Here is a 12306-nt window from a genome sequence, read left to right as displayed (position 1 = left end):
GCGTCGTCCTGCGATGGCTACCGCCCGCCCGCTACTGGTGATCGCGCTGGCCCTGGCCGCGGGCTGGGCCGGCTGCGCGCATGCGTTCACCGTCGACATCACCCCGCGCAACCCGCGCACGCTGTACCTGCGCGTCGGCGACGGCGCGTTTTCGGGCGGCAACTTCGACTCGGGCGGCCAGCCTGGGACCCTCGGCACCGTCAACACGGTGTCGGTCACCGTGCCGGCCGGCCAGATCGGCAGCGGCACGGCGCTGGCGATGAGCGGCAACGCCAGCCAGCTGATCAGCAACTACGACGGCTTCGCGTTCTGCGCGGCCGGGCAGATCTACGTCGGCGGGTTCTACCGCCGCAACGGCCAGGGCGGCAGCGCGTCGCTGACGGTCGCCGCGCCGTCCGCACTGACCAGCGGCAGCAATGATCCGATTCCGTTCTCGCAGATCAGCTGGACCAGCAGCGGCATCGGCGACACCGGCGCCCAGCCGATTCCCGGCGGCACGTTCACCGGTGGCGCACAGGCGCTGGCGACGTTTCCGGCCAACAGCTGGCGCGAGAGCTGCCTCAGTTTCCGCTACGCGAACACGCTCGTGCGGCCCGCCGGCGTGTACCGCGGCACGGTCACCTACACGCTGACCGCGCCATGACGGCGGCGCGTGCCTGCGTGACGCTGCTTGCGCCCGCGCTGGCGCTGCTGCTGGCCGTCGCATCGGCGCACGCGCAGTCCGCGCGGGTCGACGACAGCGCGAGCACGGTGCTCGGCGGCGCGGTGCCGATGCGCTGGGACAGCGGCGCGCCCGGGCCGGGACGCGCGCAGACCATGTCCGGCGAGGTCACCGTGCTGGCCCGGCTGGACCTCTCGCCGTGGCGCGGGCGCAGCGCGCGGCTGTACCTGGTGCTGCCGGCGCAGCCGTTCGGCCCGGTCGGCGCGTCGTGGAGCACCCGCGGCCGGCTGCAGCCGGGCCTCGTCCGCGCCGGCGAGCGCGCGCTGGTGTTCGCCGGTCCGGTCGTCGACGACCGGCTCGAGGACACGTTGCGGCTGCGGCTGGAGATCGACGGCACCCGCCTGCAGCGCGCCGAGTCGCTGCAGTTCCACTTCGAGATCGACGTCGAATGAATGCCCCACGTTTCCCCGTCCGCCTGCTGGCGGCGCTCGCCTGTGCGTGCCCGCAGCTGGCCGGCGCGCAGGAGTTCGCCGCGCTGGTGTCGCCGCCGCGCTTCGAGGCGACCGCGCGCGCCGGCACGACCTACCGCGACGTCATCGAGATCAACAACGTCACCGCGCAGCGCGCGCACTTCACCGTGCGCACCGCGGACTGGACGCTCGATGCCGGCGGCGCGCCGTCGTTCTCTGACGCGCTCGCGCCGGGCAGCTGCCGGCCGTGGGTCGGCATCGAGGCCGCCGACATCCACGTGCCGGGCAACGGCCGCGTGCGCTACCGCTTCGAGGTCGCGGTCCCGGCCGACGCGCCCGACGGCCAGTGCCGCTTCGCGATCATGATCGAAGGCGACCCGCAGCCGGCGCCCGGCAACGTCGCGCTGCCGGTGGCCGGGCGCATCGGGGTAATCGTCTACGTCACCGTCGGCGATGCGCGACCGCGGCTCGAACTGCTCGAGCAGCGCGTGCGGACGGTCGACGGCCGGCCGCTGCCGGTACTGCGCGTACGCAACGGCGGCAACGCGCACGGCCGCCTGCTCGGGCTGGTCGACGGCGTCGACGCGCGCGGACGCACGGCGGTGTTCGAGCCGGCGTCGCTGCCGATCCTGCCCGGCGAGACGCGCGAGATCGTGCTGACGCCGCGCGCCGACGACGCGCAGTCCGCGCCGCCGCCGATCGCCTGGCCGCTGGCGCTGAAGGGGCGGCTCGAGGCCGGCACCGAGCGACTGCCGCTCGACGCGACCCTGGCGCCGTGAGCGCCGCTGGCGGTCCGCGCCGGCTGGCGCTCGCGGCCGGCGTCGCCGCCGCGCTCGCGGCCGCGGCGGTCGCGGCCCAAGCTCCGGCTCCGGCTCCGGCGCCAGTACAGCCGTACGCCGACCGGATCATTGCGCCCGACCGGCTCGCGCCGCTGCCGGCCGACGAGGACGCCGCCGCCGACTACGACGCGCAGGGCCTGCCGCGCTCGCTGTGGGTGCAACTCGACGCCAGCCGCAGCGACCACGACGTCAGCGACCGCCGCGAGGGCGGCCTGTCCGCCGGCGGCTTCTGGGAAACGGCCGGCCACGGCAGCTTTTCGCTCGACGCCAGCGTGTTCGACCGCGGAGACGGGCTCGACGGCCGCAGCGGCGAGCGCACCGGCAGCGCGACGCTGTGGCAGCGCAACCTGCACCTGCCCGGCGGCTGGCGCGCCGACCACGGCGTCGGCGTGCTCAACACCCCGTCGCTGCCGCTGCAGCGCAACCAGTACCGGTTCTTCCTGCCGACCACGCCGCTGGCCGGCGCCGCCGGCGACTGGCTGCACGCCGGCAGCGGCCTGCGCCTGCAGGCGGCGTACGGGCGCGCGGGCAGCTACACCGGTTCGCGCCTGGTCGGGTTCGACGTCGCCGACGGCCACGTCGCCACGTTCGGCCTGCAGGCCGACTGGGACCCGCGCTGGAGCAGCGCGCTGTCGTTCCTGGCCACGCGCGGGCGGATCGTGCCGGACGGGTTCGGCGGCGGGGTGTTCGACCCGCGCGACGCGCAGGCCGTGCACGCGGCCACCCAGTGGCGCGGCGACGCCGACGAGGTCCAGTTCAACCTGCTGTCCAGCGACGGCGACGACGGCCGGGCCGAAGGCGCGTGGATCGATGCCACCGCGCGGCGCGGGCGCTTCGTCCACCACTACGGCGCGTTCCGGCTCGACCCGGGCCTGGCGTGGGGCGCGCTGCCGATCAACCAGGACGCGCAGGGCGCGTACTACCGCGCCGCGTATCAGTACGGCCGCTGGCTGTGGAACGCCGGCATCGACGTCGTCGGCTCGCCGAGCGGCGCCGGCTTCGACGGCGCCTACGCGACCGGCTACCTGCGCTACCAGGCCAGCACCACGGTCGGCTACGGCGGCAGCGCCAGCGTGCGCGACGCCGACGCGCGCGCGTGGGCGGCGCAGCTGTTCGTCGACCGCGCCGGTGCGTGGGGCACCACGCGGGTGCAGTTCGACCAGGCCGACAGCGCGGGCCGGCGCAGCTGGCAGCTCGGCGTCGACCAGGCGTGGCCGGCCAGCGAAGGCAACCGCCTGTCGACGTCGATCGCGCACGGCGAGCTGTCGTACGACGGCGCCGCGCCGACCCGCACGACCCTGCTGGCCGCGTACGGCGGCCGCGCGCTGGGCGACCGCGTCAGCCTCGACGGCAGCGTGCGCTGGGCCTACGGGGACGGGCCCGACGCGGCGCGCACGCGCGACGCCAACGTCTCGCTGAACTGGCAGGTCGCCCGCGGCTGGACGCTGGCCGCGTCGGTGTTCCAGAGCGAGGGCTCGCGGCGCTCGCCGTTCCAGCTCGACCCGCTGGTGCCGGACCCGGGCTTCGTGACGCTGCCGCGCGACCGCTCGGTGTTCCTGACCGTGCGCTATGAGCGCCAGGCCGGCCGGCCGCAGGGCGTAATCGGCGGGGCGCCCGGCGCCGCGGTCGGTGGCGTGCGCGGCAGCGTCTACCTCGACGACAACGGCGACGGCCAGCGCGCCGCGTCCGAGCAGCCGGCGGCGAACGTGACCGTGGTGCTCGACGGACGCTACGCGGTGCGCACCGACGCGCAGGGCGAATTCGCGTTCCCGCGCGTGGCCACCGGCACCCACCGGCTGACCGTGGTGCCGGACAACCTGCCGCTGCCGTGGCGGCTGGACGGGCCCGCGGCCGAACGCACCGTCGAGGTCACCGTGCGCGACGACGCGCGCGTCGACGTCGGCGCGCTGCGCCCGCGCTGACCGCCCAGCGCGCTCGCCCGCCGCGGACAAAGAAAAAGGAGGCCGGGGCCTCCTTCAAATCCGGCCGGGGCCGGAGGACGTGAGTTGTGGCATGGCGCCGGCCAAAGCCGGACGGGACGAGCCTACGCGGATCGGCGAGCTGAGGCAATGCCTCAGCTGATCGATATAACCTATTGATTCGTATGAACGATCACGCCGCCCTGCCTCAGGGCGCGACGTCGAGTGCGGCCCGCTTGGCGGCCCGACGGGCCTCGCGCGGCTGCTTGTAGTCGTTGTTGAACACCGCCGGCTCCCACGAGCCGTAGGTCGGGTTCGGCAGCATCCACCAGCGCTCGCCGAACCAGTCGCGGTGCTCCTCGTACAGCGCCGCGCGCGCGTCGGGCGTGTTGGCCGTGATCTCGGCGAAGTCGCCGAGCTGGTCGCCGAACTGCATCAGCACGCGGTACTGCTGCCCGGCCAGTCGGCGGCGGCACAGCTTCTCGCTGCCGTTCTGCTCGCAGTCCTGCACGAACGTGCCCAGCCCGAGGAACACGTCGTCGCTCGCGACCGGCAGGCCGACGGCCTTCAGGTTGGCGATCGTCGCGGCCTGCAGGTGCTCGGCGCGGTTGGAGATGTACAGCAGGGTCACGCCCTTCGCGGTCGCGGCCCGGGCGAAGTCGACGACGCCCGGCAGCGGCTTGGCTTTCTTTTCGGCGACCCACGCGTCCCACGTCACCTCGTCGTATTCGGCGCCGTCGCGCACCAGGCGCGCCTGGTACGGCGAGTTGTCGAGCACGGTCTCGTCGACGTCGAGGATCACCGCCGGCTTTAGCCCGGCGCTGGCGTTGCCGCGCTCGGCCGGCACCAGCGCGTCCCAGTTGGCCTCGGCCAGGGCCTTGTCCAGGTGGTCGGCGGCGGCGCGGTAGGTCTGCGCGCTGATCGCGCGGTACTCGGCCGAGCGCTGCACCCACAGCACCGCGTTGAGGTTGTCGTCGGCGCTGCCGGCGTCGGGTTTGGAGGGCGCGGCCGGGGCGGCGGCGCCGGGCTTGGCCGCGTCGGCGGCCGGTGCGGTCGGCGCGGTGGGCTTGCACGCGGCCAGCGCGAGCGCGGCGGCGAGGAGCGGAACGGAAGCGAGGGTGCGGGAAGTCGGGCGCATGCGGGACCGGGTCGGGAGAGCGAACGGCCGAGTGTAGCCAATGCTGGCGACGCGCCTGCGACAGTCCGGTCCCTGCGGCCAGCACGCGGCGTCGCCGCGGCGCGGCGCGTCAGCCCTCGAGCATCGCCCGGATCGCGGCGAACCCGGCCGCGGCGCGCTCCTGCTTGCGCTCGGCGTCGGCGGCCGGGTCGGCGCCGTCGCGCTGCAGTTCGGCCGCCGGCAGTTCGTCGAGGAACCGGCTCGGCTGCAGCCGCAGCTTGTCGCCCCACTTCTGCGCCTCGCGCGAGTGCGACAGCCACAGCTGCTCCTTCGCGCGGGTGATGCCGACGTACAGCAGCCGCCGCTCCTCCTCGAGCGAGCCCTCCTCGAGCGCCATCTCGTGCGGCAGCGTGCCGTCTTCCATGCCGACGATGAACACGTAGCGGAACTCCAGCCCCTTGGCCGCGTGCAGCGACATCAGCCGGACCTGGTTGCCGGCGTCGCCCTTGTCGGCATGCGACAGCAGCGCCAGCTGCGCGGCGAGTTCGCCCGGCCCGCTGCCCTTGCCGCCGTCGAACCAGTCGGCCAGCTCCTCGAGGTTCGCTTTGCGCCGCTGGAACGTGCCTTCGTCCTTGCACTGCGCGCGGATCGCCGCGAGCAGGCCGCTCTTCTCGGCCAGCACGCGCACCAGCTCGGCCGGCGTGGCCTGGTGGGCGAGGCCGCGCAGGCCGCGGACGATCGTGGTGAAGCCGTCGAGCGCGTTCGCCGCGCGCGGCGCCAGCTGCTTGAGCGCGCCGATTTCGCCGGCGGCGCGCGACATCGGCAGGCCGGCGTGCTGGGCGATCTCGGCCAGCTTGGCCAGCGTCGTCGCGCCGACCTCGCGCTTGGGCGACTGCACCGCGCGCAGGAACGCCGCGTCGTCCTCCGGGTTGGCGACCAGCCGCAACCACGCCAGCGCGTCCTTGACCTCGCCGCGGTCGAGGAACGCGGTGCCGCCGGTCAGGTGGTACGGCACGCGCAGCAGCTGCAGCGCCTTCTCCAGCGCGCGGCTCTGGAAGTTGCCGCGGAACAGGATGCAGAAGTCGCTCCACGGCACCTGTTTCGCGGTGGCGAGGAAGTGGATCTCGCCAGCGACGCGCTCGGCCTCGTGCGACGCGTCGCGGCACTCCCACACGCGGATCCGCTCGCCGTCCTTCTGCTCCGACCACAGCGTCTTCGGGTGTGCGTGCGGGTTGTGCGCGATCAGCGCGTTGGCGGTGCGCAGCACGCGGTTGGAGCAGCGGTAGTTCTGCTCGAGCTTGACGATCTGCAGCGACGGGTAGTCGACGCCGAGCTGCAGCAGGTTGTCGGGGTTCGCACCGCGCCAGGCGTAGATCGACTGGTCGTCGTCGCCGACGCAGGTGAACAGCCCCTTCGGCCCGGCCAGCGCCTTCAGCAGCCGGTACTGCGCGTCGTTGGTGTCTTGGCACTCGTCGACCAGCAGGTAGCCGATCCGCTCGCGCCACGCCAGCCGCAGCTCTTCCTCCGCCTCGAGCAGCTGCACCGGCAGCCGGATCAGGTCGTCGAAGTCGACCGCGTTGAACGTCGCCAGCCGCGCCTGGTAGCGCGCGTAGACCGTCGCGGCCTCCATCTCGCGCGCGCTCTGCGCCCTTGCCAGCGCCTCCTCCGGCGACAGCCCGGCGTTCTTCGCCCGCGATACCAGGTTGCGCACCTGCTCGATGCCGTCGGGCTTGGTGCCCGGCGGCAGCAGGTCCTTGAACTGCGCGGTGCTGTCGTCGCTGTCGAAGATCGAGAAGCCGCGGCGCAGGCCGGCGCGCGCGTGCTCGATCTGCAGGAACTTCAGCCCCAGCGCGTGGAACGTGCACACCGTCAGGCCGTCGGCGGCATCGCCCTTGATGCGCTTGGCGACGCGCTCGCGCATTTCCTTCGCCGACTTGTTGGTGAACGTGATCGCGGCGATGCGCTTGGCCGGCATGCGGCTGGAGGCGATCAGGTGCGCGATCTTCTCGACGATCACCCGCGTCTTGCCGCTGCCCGCGCCGGCGAGCACGAGCAGGGGACCGTCGGTGTGCAGGACGGCGGCGCGCTGGGGAGGATTCAGACCGTGCATGGGGCTTCCGTGTAGCCCATCAGTTTACCCGCGGCGCGGCGTCCGACGGTCTACGCTGTGGCTCCCCGCGTCGATATGGATTGTCCGCCATGAACCTCCGCCTGCGCCCGTCCGCGCTGCTGCTCGCCGCCGTCATCGCCGGAGGCGCGGCGGCCCAGTCCCGCGTCGCCCCGCCGCCCGATCCGGCCGACGACGCGCTGATGAGCGCGGCCGGATTCCTGTCCGCGCACCCGGACATGGACTACCGGATCAAGGGCATGAACGCGTACCGCGCGAAGTCGTTCGACGATGCGCGCCGCTTCTTCAGCCGCGCCGCGTACTACGCCGACAAACCGTCGCAGGGAATGCTCGGCGAGATGCACTGGAACGGCGACGGCGTGCCACGCGATCCGGTGCTGGCGTACATCTGGATGGACCTGGCCGCCGAGCGCGGCTACCGCGGGTTCCTGCGGCTGCGCGAGCACTACTGGGACCGGCTCGACGAAGCCCAGCGCGCGCGCGTCGCCGTGGAAGGCCCGGCGCTGTACGCGCGCTACGGCGACGACGCGGCGCGCCCGCGCTACGCGGTGCGGCTGCGCGCGACGCAGCGCCAGTTCGTCGGCAGCCGGCTGGGTTCGTCGACGCAGAGCGTGCAGGTCAGCGTGCCGACGCTCGCCGGCTACGAGACGATCGACGGCAGCAAGATGTTCGACGAGCGCTACTGGGACCCGGACAAGTACTTCGCGTGGCAGGACCAGATCTGGATGAAGCCGCTGGTCGGGCGCGTCGACGTCGGCGCGATCGAGACGCTGGACGCCGACGCGCGCATCCCGAAAACGGCGCCGCAGGTCGATGCGCCGGAGCCCGACGTGCCCGAACCCGACGGCGACGCCCCCGGCGCGCGCGCGCCGGCCGCGGCCGGCGGTGGCCGTCCGGCAGGCTGAGCGCGTGGACGCCGCGCCGATCCGCCCGCGCGCGACGGCCGCGCTCCTGCTCGCGGCGCTCGCGTGTATCGGCAGCGCCACCGGCGCGGAGCCCGTGCCTGCCGATGCAGCGACCGGCGCCGCGTCGCCGACCGACCGCCAGCACTGGCAGCAGCGCGAAGCCGCGCTGCGTATCGCCGCGAGCCATCCGAACGAGCTGTGGCGGCTGCATGGCGCCGAAGCGGCCGCGGCGGGGCAGTGGCGCGACGCGTTCCGTCACTTCCGCAACGCCGCACAGTACGCCGACAAGTATTCGCAGCACCGCATCAGCCTGCTGTACTGGCACGGCGCCGGCGTGACCCGCGACCCGGTGCTGGCGTACATCTGGGCCGACCTGGCCGCCGAGCGAGGCTACCCGCGATTCGTCGCGCTGCGCGAAAAGATGTGGGAGACGCTGTCGCCGGCCGAGCAGGCGCGCGTGCGCAGCGACGGCCCGGCGCTGCATCGGGAGTTCGGTGACGAAACCGCCAAGCCGCGGCTGGCCCGTGCGGTTTCGCGCGCCAAGCGCGCGATCACCGGCAGCCGGGTCGGCAACATCGGCAAGCTGCAGGTCAACGCGCCCGGCGCGGACGGCGACGCGCTCGGCGGCGTCGGCGGCGCCGACATCGCGACCTACCTGCACGAGAACCGCTGGGACCCGGAGCGCTACTGGGCGGTCGAGGACGCGCTGTGGAAGCAGGGCCAGGTCGAGGTCGGGCCGGTGCAGCGCACCGCGCCGCAGGACGACTGAGCGGCCGCGCGGCCGTCGGTAGAATCCGCGCATGGCCAAGCTCTACTTCTACTACTCGGCGATGAATGCCGGGAAGACCACGACGCTGCTGCAGTCGGCGTACAACTACCGCGAGCGCGGCATGCGCGCGGCGATCCTGACGCCGAAGCTCGACCACCGCGCCGGCAGCGGCACGGTCGCATCGCGCATCGGGCTGCAGTCCGACGGCATTGCGTTCGACCGCGACGCCGACCTCGAGGCCTGCGTGCGCGCCGACGTCGCCGCGCACGGCCGGCTGCACTGCGTGCTGGTCGACGAGGCGCAGTTCCTGACCCGCGCGCAGGTGTGGCAGCTGAGCGAGGTCGTCGACGCGCTGCGCATCCCGGTGCTGTGCTACGGCCTGCGCACCGACTTCCGCGGCGAACTGTTCGAGGGCAGCCAGTACCTGCTGGCGTGGGCCGACGAGCTCAGCGAGATCAAGACGATTTGCCACAGCGGCAGCAAGGCGACGATGACGGTGCGCGTCGACGAACGCGGCCGCGCGGTGCAGGACGGCCCGCAGGTCGAGATCGGCGGCAACGAGCGCTACGTGTCGGTGTCGCGCGCCGAGTTCAAGAAGGTCATGCGCGGCGAAGGCGCGATCGACCCGCTGCAGGTGCCGCTGCCGCTGTAGCCGCGTGCGCCGGGCTCAGCGGCAGCGCCCGCGCAGCGCCTCGATCTCGCGGTTGACGACGCCGCCGTCGGGCTGGGCCCGGCCGACGATCGCGGCGATCTGGTCGAGCTGGCGACGCGCGGCGTCGACGTCGTCGCCGTCGCAGCCGGCCACCGCGGCATAGGCGCGCGCGCGCCAGCTCACCTGGCGCTGCGCGGGCGTGCCGGCCGGGCGATTGGCCAGGGCGCGCAGCTGCGGCGCGGCGCCGGCCTCGCCGTCGTCGAAGCGCTGCGCGGCCAGTGCCAGCTCGGCGCTGCGCGCGCTGGCCGCCTCCGGGCCATAGCCGCGGCGGGTCAGCTGCACCGCACGCTCGAGCCGCGCACGGCCGCCGTCGCGGTCGCCGCGGGCGACGAGCACTTCGCCCAGGAGCCGGTCGGTGTCGCCGACCAACGGGTGGTCGGCGCCGTAGCGGCGCTCGCGCAGCGCGCGCGCCTCCTCGAGCAGCGGCTGGGATGCGGCGGCGTTGCCGCGCGCCAGCTCCAGCTGCGCCAGCGCGTGCAGGGCGTCGGCGATGTCGCCCTCGTCGCCGCCGGCGCGGGCCAGCGCCAGCGCATTGCCCTGCGCGGCGAGCGCCGCCGGCAGGTCGCCGAGCTCCCATTCGACCCGCGCGACCAGCGCGTAGCCGGTGCGCAGTTCGGCATCGCGTCCGTCGCTGCGCGCCAGCAGCAGGCGCTGGGCTTCGCGCAGCATCAGCCCGGCCTCGCCGTAGCGGCCCTGGTCGATCAGCACCTCGCCGAGCGTGCGGCGCAGCGCGAGGGTGTCCGGGTGCGACGGGCCGTGCAGCTCGATCGACATCGCCAGCGCATCGCGCAGTTCGCGTTCGGCCGCGGCGGGCTGGCCGGCCGCGCGCTGCAGATCGCCGAGCTTGCGCCCGATGTCGACCAGCAGCGGGTGGCGGTCGCTGGCCTCGGTGCGCAGCTTCGCGCGCGCGGCGTCGTAGCCCTGTTGCGCCTGGGCGAGGTCGCCGGCGTCGCCGCGCAGGTCGGCCAGGTCGATGAGGCTCTCGACCTCGCCGACCGGCGAATCGCCGAGGTCGCGCTGCTGCTCCAGCGCGCGCTCGAACAGCTGGCGGGCGACCGCGCGCTCGCCGTTGCCGCGGTGGCAGCGGCCGAGCTGCGAATAGAACTCGGCCGCCTGCAGCGGCAGCTGCGACTGCTCGCGGCGGGCGAGGTCGAGCGACGGCCGCATCAGGTCGATGCACGCGCGCGGGTCGCCGAGCCGCGCCAGCACCTGGCCGCGCTGGGCCAGCGATTCGAGCAGCAGGCTCGACGGCACGTCGTCGAGCGCGTCGAGGATCAGCGCCTGGCGGTCGAGCAGCGACTGCGCCTGGCGGTAGTCGCCCAGCCCGGTGCGGATCCGCGCGACCACGCCGAGCAGCTCGGCGCGCGCGCGCGGCTGGCGCGCCAGCTCGCGGTTGCCGCGCTCGACCGAGGTGTCGAGCAGGCCGCGCAGGTCCAGCGCCTGGCCGCTCTGCGAGGCGGTGCCGGCCTGTTCGAACAGCCCGGCGAGGAAGTCCTGCATCGCCTGCGCGCGGCTGGCCTCCTGCACCGCCTCGCGCGCCTGCCAGCCGACGATCGCCAGCGCGCTGGCCAGCACCGCGGTCACCAGCGTGCCGGTGGCCAGCGCCCAGCGGTGGCGGCGCAGGTACTTCTGGGTGCGGTAGGTCCAGCTCTGCGCGCGCGCCTGCACCGGGCGGCCGGCCTCGAAACGCTCCAGGTCCAGCGCCAGCGCCTCGACCGACGGGTAGCGCTGCTCGGGGCGCTTGGACAGCGTCTTCAGCACGATGTTGTCGAGGTCGCCGGCGAGCCAGCGCGAGCGCCGGCGCTGCGCGCTGCGGTCGGTGCCGGTCGCCTCGTCGGGGCGCAGCACCGCCTGCGACGGGCGCATCGGGTCGGCGGCGAGGATCGCCTCCTCCCACTCGGCATCGGTCTGGCGCTTGAGCCGGTACGGCTTGAGGTCGGTCAGCAGCTCGTACAGCACCACCCCGAGCGAGTACACGTCGGTCATCGTCGTGACCGGTTCGCCGCGGATCTGCTCGGGCGCCGCGTAGTGGAGCGTGAACGTGCGCACGCCGGTGCGGGTCTGCTCGACCACCGGCAGCTCGCCGTCGAGCAGCTTGGCGATGCCGAAGTCGAGCAGGCGCACTTCGCCGGCCGGGGTCACCAGGATGTTCGACGGCTTAAGGTCGCGGTGCACGATCAGGTTCGCGTGGGCGTGGCTGACCGCGTCGCAGATCTGCCGGAACATCCGCAGCCGCGCCGCGACCGGCACGTTGCGGTGGCGGCAGACGTCGGTGATCGGCTCGCCGTCGACGTACTCCAGCGCCAGGTACGGCAGGCCGTCGCCGCTGACGCCTGCGTCGAGCAGCCGGGCGATGTGCGGGTGCGCGAGCCGCGCGAGGATCTGGCGCTCGCGCGAGAAGCGCAGGCGCAGGCTGCTGTCGGCCAGCCCGGGGCGCAGCAGCTTCAGCGCGACCCGGCGCTGGTACAGCCCGTCGGCGCGCGCGGCGAGCCAGACCTGGCCCATGCCGCCTTCGCCGATCAGCCGCTCGAGCCGGTACGGCCCGATCGCCGAACCCGGCCGGGTGCCCGCCATCGGCGCGACCAGCGGCTCGGCGAGGAAGTCCTCCTGCCCGTCCTCCAGCGCCAGCAGCGTTTCCAGCTCGGCCGCCATCGCCGCGTCGTCTTCGCGCAGCGCGTGCAGGCGCTGCGCGCGCTCGTCGGGCTCGAGCTCGAGCAGCTCGTCGAGCAGCGGGGACAGCCGTTGCCAGCGTTCGGTGTCCATCGGCGAGGAGCGGTCGGTCCCGG

At 74.1% G+C, this 12306-nt stretch carries 10 protein-coding genes; 7 read left to right on the top strand and 3 right to left on the bottom strand.

Going from position 1 to position 12306, the window contains the following annotated elements; translation table 11 throughout:
* Positions 1 to 13: 13 nt before the first annotated feature.
* The 4 genes from D3A60_RS00460 to D3A60_RS00445 are packed head-to-tail and all read left to right on the top strand — an operon-like array spanning position 14 to position 3892.
* Positions 14 to 643 carry a hypothetical protein gene (locus D3A60_RS00460; RefSeq protein ID WP_157981360.1) on the top strand — a complete coding sequence of 210 codons (630 nt, stop codon included), beginning with the start codon at positions 14 to 16 and terminating at the stop codon, positions 641 to 643.
* A complete protein-coding gene (locus tag D3A60_RS00455) occupies positions 640 to 1113 on the top strand; it encodes a hypothetical protein (protein WP_119716768.1) in 474 nt (157 codons plus the stop codon). The genes D3A60_RS00460 and D3A60_RS00455 overlap by 4 nt, the downstream gene beginning before the upstream one ends.
* The gene (locus tag D3A60_RS00450) at positions 1110 to 1910 is read left to right on the top strand and encodes a hypothetical protein (RefSeq protein ID WP_119716767.1); all 801 of its coding nucleotides are present in this window, start codon (positions 1110 to 1112) and stop codon (positions 1908 to 1910) included. Before D3A60_RS00455 ends, D3A60_RS00450 begins: the two co-directional genes overlap by 4 nt.
* Complete coding sequence (locus D3A60_RS00445; RefSeq protein ID WP_119716766.1) at positions 1907 to 3892, top strand: carboxypeptidase-like regulatory domain-containing protein; 1986 nt, start codon at positions 1907 to 1909, stop codon at positions 3890 to 3892. Before D3A60_RS00450 ends, D3A60_RS00445 begins: the two co-directional genes overlap by 4 nt.
* A 205-nt stretch (positions 3893 to 4097) precedes the next feature.
* On the opposite strand, the gene D3A60_RS00440 is transcribed toward D3A60_RS00445, so the two are convergent.
* The gene (locus tag D3A60_RS00440) at positions 4098 to 5027 is read right to left on the bottom strand and encodes a 5'-nucleotidase, lipoprotein e(P4) family (protein ID WP_119716765.1); all 930 of its coding nucleotides are present in this window, start codon (positions 5025 to 5027) and stop codon (positions 4098 to 4100) included.
* 109 nt (positions 5028 to 5136) lie between these two features.
* Positions 5137 to 7116, bottom strand: a complete 1980-nt coding sequence (locus D3A60_RS00435; protein ID WP_119716764.1) for a UvrD-helicase domain-containing protein — start codon at positions 7114 to 7116, stop codon at positions 5137 to 5139.
* Positions 7117 to 7205: 89 nt separating this feature from the next.
* Here D3A60_RS00435 and D3A60_RS00430 point away from each other — a divergent pair, with 89 nt between their 5' ends.
* Genes D3A60_RS00430 through D3A60_RS00420 form a run of 3 tightly spaced genes read left to right on the top strand, consistent with a single transcriptional unit; the run spans position 7206 to position 9460 of the window.
* Positions 7206 to 8039 (top strand): SEL1-like repeat protein, encoded by an 834-nt coding sequence (locus D3A60_RS00430; protein ID WP_119716763.1) that lies wholly within the window; start codon positions 7206 to 7208, stop codon positions 8037 to 8039.
* 4 nt (positions 8040 to 8043) lie between these two features.
* Entirely contained in the window at positions 8044 to 8808 is a 765-nt protein-coding gene (locus D3A60_RS00425; RefSeq protein WP_157981359.1) for an SEL1-like repeat protein, read from the top strand.
* A 31-nt stretch (positions 8809 to 8839) separates the two neighbouring features.
* Complete coding sequence (locus tag D3A60_RS00420; protein WP_119716761.1) at positions 8840 to 9460, top strand: thymidine kinase; 621 nt, start codon at positions 8840 to 8842, stop codon at positions 9458 to 9460.
* Positions 9461 to 9475: 15 nt separating this feature from the next.
* Here D3A60_RS00420 and D3A60_RS00415 read toward each other — a convergent pair whose 3' ends face one another.
* The gene (locus tag D3A60_RS00415) at positions 9476 to 12283 is read right to left on the bottom strand and encodes a serine/threonine-protein kinase (protein ID WP_119716760.1); all 2808 of its coding nucleotides are present in this window, start codon (positions 12281 to 12283) and stop codon (positions 9476 to 9478) included.
* Between the last annotated feature and the right edge of the window lie 23 nt (positions 12284 to 12306).

Source organism: Cognatilysobacter tabacisoli, from assembly GCF_003586305.1.
GTDB classification, from domain to species: Bacteria; Pseudomonadota; Gammaproteobacteria; order Xanthomonadales; family Xanthomonadaceae; genus Cognatilysobacter_A; species Cognatilysobacter_A tabacisoli.
This window is presented reverse-complemented; position numbering and strand designations above follow the sequence as displayed.

Coding starts and splice junctions, on each gene's coding strand:
- D3A60_RS00460 (WP_157981360.1), top strand. CDS start 14: ATGGCTACCGCCCGCCCGCTACTGGTGATCGCGCTGGCCCTGGCCGCG.
- D3A60_RS00455 (WP_119716768.1), top strand. CDS start 640: ATGACGGCGGCGCGTGCCTGCGTGACGCTGCTTGCGCCCGCGCTGGCG.
- D3A60_RS00450 (WP_119716767.1), top strand. CDS start 1,110: ATGAATGCCCCACGTTTCCCCGTCCGCCTGCTGGCGGCGCTCGCCTGT.
- D3A60_RS00440 (WP_119716765.1), bottom strand. CDS start 5,027: ATGCGCCCGACTTCCCGCACCCTCGCTTCCGTTCCGCTCCTCGCCGCC.
- D3A60_RS00435 (WP_119716764.1), bottom strand. CDS start 7,116: ATGCACGGTCTGAATCCTCCCCAGCGCGCCGCCGTCCTGCACACCGAC.
- D3A60_RS00430 (WP_119716763.1), top strand. CDS start 7,206: ATGAACCTCCGCCTGCGCCCGTCCGCGCTGCTGCTCGCCGCCGTCATC.
- D3A60_RS00420 (WP_119716761.1), top strand. CDS start 8,840: ATGGCCAAGCTCTACTTCTACTACTCGGCGATGAATGCCGGGAAGACC.
- D3A60_RS00415 (WP_119716760.1), bottom strand. CDS start 12,283: ATGGACACCGAACGCTGGCAACGGCTGTCCCCGCTGCTCGACGAGCTG.